At 66.1% G+C, this 4,859-nt stretch carries 1 protein-coding gene; it reads left to right on the forward strand.

Annotated elements, in window-relative coordinates:
• Positions 1-4,859 (forward strand): non-ribosomal peptide synthetase (locus tag IVB50_RS35085; RefSeq protein WP_247299525.1); only part of this gene is annotated, 4,859 nt, incomplete at both ends.

Below are 4,859 nucleotides of genomic sequence, written 5' to 3' on the forward strand. Positions count from 1 at the left end.
GGGCGAGATCGAGATCGCGCTGGCGCAGATCTGGGCCGAGCTTCTGGGCCTGGAACGTGTCGGCCGGCACGACAACTTCTTCGAGCTGGGCGGGCACTCACTGCTGGCGGTTCAACTGATGGAGCGTTTGCGGCGGCTGTCGCTTGGGGTCGAGGTGCGCACCCTGTTCGCCAAGCCGGTGCTGGCCGATCTTGCCGCAAGCCTGGGCAGCCATCATGAGGTGGCGATCCCCGCCAACCTGATCACGGAGCAGAGTGCAGCGATTACACCAGAGCTGCTGCCGCTCATCGAGCTGGCGCAGCCGGAGATCGACCGGATTGTCGCCACGGTGCCTGGCGGTCTCGGCAACATCCAGGACATTTATGCCCTGTCGCCGCTGCAGGACGGCATCCTGTTCCATCATCTGTTGGCGAGGCGAGGCGATCCATACCTGCTGGTCTCGCAGATGGCATTTGCCGACCGGGCTCTGTTGGAGCGCTACCTTGCCGCGGTCCAGCGGGTGGTGGACCGGCACGATATCTTAAGAACGTCGTTTGTCTGGGAGGGCCTGTCGAGCCCGGCCCAGGTGGTTTGGCGGCGAACACCACTCGAGGTCACCGAGGTCGCGCTGGATGGATCTGATGGTGCTGAGCAGCTCAGGCAACAGTTTGATCCGCGTCAGCACCGGATCGATCTTGGCCGGGCGCCCTTGTTGCGGTTTGTGATTGCGCGCGAGCCCGGCAGTGCGCGCTGGCTGCTCCTGGAGCTGCTGCACCATCTGATCGGGGATCATTCCACGCTGGAAGTGATGCATGCCGAGGTTCGGGCCGTGCTCGGCGGTCGCGATCACGCGCTGGCAGCACCACAGCCGTTCCGCAATCTGGTGGCGCAGGCACGACTGGGAGTTGGAGCGCAAGAGCATGAGCAGTTCTTCCGGAGACTGCTGGCAGACATCGATGAGCCGACGCTGCCGTTTGGGCTGAGCGAGGTGCGCGGCGACGGCAGTGGAGCCGGCGAGGCGCGGCGGATGCTGCCGCGCGAGCTCAACGAGCGGCTGCGAGTGCAGGCGCGGCGGCTCGGGGTGAGCCTGGCGAGCCTGTGCCATCTGGCCTGGGGGCAGGTGGTGGCGCGCAGCAGCGGGCGTGAGCAGGTGGTGTTCGGCACGGTGCTGTTCGGCCGCATGCATGGAGGCGCCGGCGCCGACCGCGCCATGGGCCTGTTCATCAATACCCTGCCGCTGCGGCTTGATCTGGATGGCACCGGGGTCGAGGCGAGTGTCCGGATCACGCATCGCCGGCTGGCCGAGCTGCTGGCGCACGAGCATGCCTCGCTGGCCTTGGCGCAACGCTGCAGCAGCGTTGCGGCGCCGGCGCCGCTGTTCAGCGCACTGTTGAACTACCGTCATAACACGCCAGCGCCAAGCTCCGGACCGGACGATGTGCTATCCGGCGTGGAATGGTTGGGTGCGGAAGAACGCACCAACTATCCGCTGACCTTGTCGGTGGAGGATTTTGGCGAGGCGCTCGGCCTGACGGCGCAGGTGGCGGCGCCCATATCTGCGGACCGGGTCTGCGGCTACATGCAGCGGGCGCTTGAGCAACTGGCTGAGGCGCTGGAGCATGCCCCCAACAAGCCGGTGCGAGAGCTGGACATCCTCCCGGCTGACGAGCGGGCGTACCTGCTGGAGGAACTGAACCGCACGGCGGCGGCGTATCCGTCAGAGCGGTGCATCCATGAGCTGTTCGAGGCGCAGGTCGCCAAGACGCCGGATGCGGTGGCGGTGGTCTGTGCGGACGAACGCTTGAGCTATGGCGAGCTCAATGCGCGGGCCAACCGCCTGGCGCATCATCTGATCGCACTCGGGGTGAAGCCGGACCAGCCGGTGGCGATCTGCCTTGCGCGCAGCGTTGCGATGGTGGTGGGGCTTTTGGCGATCCTGAAGGCGGGTGGCGCCTATCTGCCGCTGGATGCGGCCTATCCGAGTGCGCGGCTGCACCAGGTGCTCAAGGATGCGGCGCCGCGTCTGCTGCTGGCCGACGAAGCCGGCCGTGCCGCGCTTGGCCCTGAGGCGCTGGCCGATGTGAGCGTTGTCGATCTTATGGCAGCCACACCCGCCTGGGCCGAGCTGCCCGCTTGTAATCTCGACCCGCGCGCGCTCGGCCTGACCTCGCGCCATCTCGCCTACGTGATCTACACCTCCGGATCCACAGGCACGCCCAAGGGCGTCATGATCGAGCATGCGAGCACGGTGAACCTGCTGCATTGGAGCAGCGAGGTGTTTGCGGAATCAGAGATCAGCCGCACCCTGTTTTCCACCTCGATCAGTTTTGATCTGTCCGTCTACGAGTGCTTCGTTCCGCTTTCGCAAGGAAGCACGCTTTACGTTGTTGAGAATGCGCTGGCGTTGGCCGAGAGGTCTTTGGATATCTCCTTGATCAACACAGTGCCCTCGGCGATCGCCGCTCTGGTCGACAAGAAAGCCGTGCCGGTTTCCGCAAGCGTGATCAATTCGTGCGGCGAGCGGCTGAAGGTAGGCCTCATAGAGAAGGCCTTCGAGAGCAGTCGCGTAGAGAAGATTTATAACCTTTACGCGCCGTCTGAAACCACCACGTACTCAACCTGGATCTGCTTGCGAAGGGGAGAGGCTGTCGTTGAGACGATTGGCCGTCCGATTGCGAACACGCGGGTGTATCTGCTTGACGGTGATGGTGCGCCTGTTCCGTCTGGGGCGCTGGGCGAGCTTTACATCGGCGGGGCGGGAGTGGCGCGCGGCTATCTGAACCGTCCCGAGCTGACGGCGGAGCGGTTCATCGCCAGTCCCTTTGTCGAAGCCGACCGGCTGTACCGCACTGGCGATCTGGCGCGCTATCTGCCGGACGGCAATCTGGAATTTTTGGGGCGCAATGACGACCAGGTGAAGATCCGCGGGTTCCGGATCGAGCCCGGTGAGATCGCGGCGCGGCTTGCCGAGCACGCCTGGGTGCGCGAGGCGGTGGTGGTGGCGCACCAGGATGGGACGGGCGAGCCGCGACTCGTTGCGTATCTCGTCGCGGCGGCCGAGCATGCGGCCGACGCTGAGGGGGGCGATCTTGCCGGCACCTTGCGCGCGCACTTAAGTGAGCGGTTGCCCGAGTACATGGTGCCATCGGCGTTTGTGCAGCTGGCGGCGCTGCCGCTGACGCCGAACGGCAAGCTCGACCGCAAGGCGCTGCCGGCGCCGCAAGATGAGGCGTATGCACGCGCCGTCTATGAGGCACCGCAAGGCGAGATCGAGACCGCGCTGGCAACGATCTGGGCCGAGCTTCTGGGTGCTGAGCGGGTCGGACGCCACGACCACTTCTTTGCGCTCGGCGGCCACTCGCTGCTCGCGGTGCGGCTGTTGAGCCGGGTCTCGCAGGTTGTTGGCGTCGCACTGCCGCTGAGCACGCTGTTTGCGAAACCGGTGCTGGCCGATCTGGCCGCGAGCCTCGTGGATGAGTTGAGCCGCTCCGGCGCGCAAGACCTGCCGGCCATTGTGGCCGTGCCGCGTGATGCGGCGCTTGTGCTGTCGTTTGCGCAGCAGCGGCTGTGGTTTTTGGCGCAGCTGGATCAGAGCGGCACGAACTATCACATTCCACTGGCGTGGCGGCTCAAGGGTGGGCTCGACCGCAGCGCCTGGCAGCGCAGCCTGGACCGTGTGTTGGCGCGCCAGGAGGCGCTGCGCAGCGTCTTTGTCGCGCCGGAGGGCAAGCCCTGGGTGGAGCTGCTGCCGCAGGATGCGGGGCTGCCGGTTGTGGAGCACGATCTGCGGGACAGGCCGGATGCGGACGAGGCGCTATTGGACCTGTGCAGGGAAGAGGCGCGCACGCCGTTCGATCTGGCGCGCGGCCCGCTGATCCGCGGCCGCTTGATCCGGATCTCGGATGATGAGCACGTCTTCCTGCTGACCCAGCATCACATTGTCTCCGACGGTTGGTCGATCGGCGTATTGGCGCGTGAGCTCAGTCAGCTGTACCGGGCGTTCGTGGCCGGAGACGACGATCCGCTGCCGCCGCTTGTGATCCAGTATCCGGACTATGCCGCCTGGCAACGGCGGTGGCTAACAGGGGAACGGCTCTCGAACCAGGCGCAGTATTGGCGCAACGCCCTGTCTGGCGCGCCGGCCCGTCTGGCCTTGCGGACCGACCGGCCGCGGCCGGCACAGCAGTCGTTTGCCGGGGCCGGTGTGGCGGTCGTGATCGATGCGGATCTGACGCGGGGCTTGCGGCGGCTGAGCCAGCAGCATGGCACGACCTTGTTCATGACGGTGCTGGCGGCGTGGGCTGCGGTGCTGTCGCGTCTGTCGGGGCAGGACGACCTTGTGATCGGGGTGCCGAGCGCCAATCGCGGTCGGCGCGAGGTCGAGGAGCTGATCGGCTGCTTCGTCAACACCCTGGCGCTGCGGCTCGACCTGTCGGGCGCGCCGAGCGTGGCGGAGCTGCTCAAACGGACGCGGCGCACGGCCTTGGCGGCGCAGGAGCATCAGGACCTGCCGTTTGAGCAGGTGGTGGAGATCGTGCAACCGCCGCGGCGTCTTGATCACACGCCGTTGTTCCAGGTGATGTTGGCCTGGCAGAACAACGCCGCTCAATCCTTCGATCTTCCCGGGTTGAGTGTGGAGGCTGTGGGGGATGGGTACGATCAGGTCAAGTTCGATCTGGAGCTGAGCTTGGGCGAGCATGGCGAGGTCATCGCCGGCACGCTGGGGTATGCGGCGGCGCTGTTCGATCACACGACGATCGAACGGCAGCGTGGCTATCTGTTGGCGCTGCTGCGGGCGATGGTGGCCGATGCGCGGCAAGCGGTCGGGCGGATTGAGCTGCTGGCGGCCGACGAGCGCGCATATCTATTGGAGGAGCTGA

The sequence above is a fragment of the Bradyrhizobium sp. 87 genome, from assembly GCF_023073015.1.
In the GTDB taxonomy this organism is placed as follows: domain Bacteria; phylum Pseudomonadota; class Alphaproteobacteria; order Rhizobiales; family Xanthobacteraceae; genus Bradyrhizobium; species Bradyrhizobium canariense_D.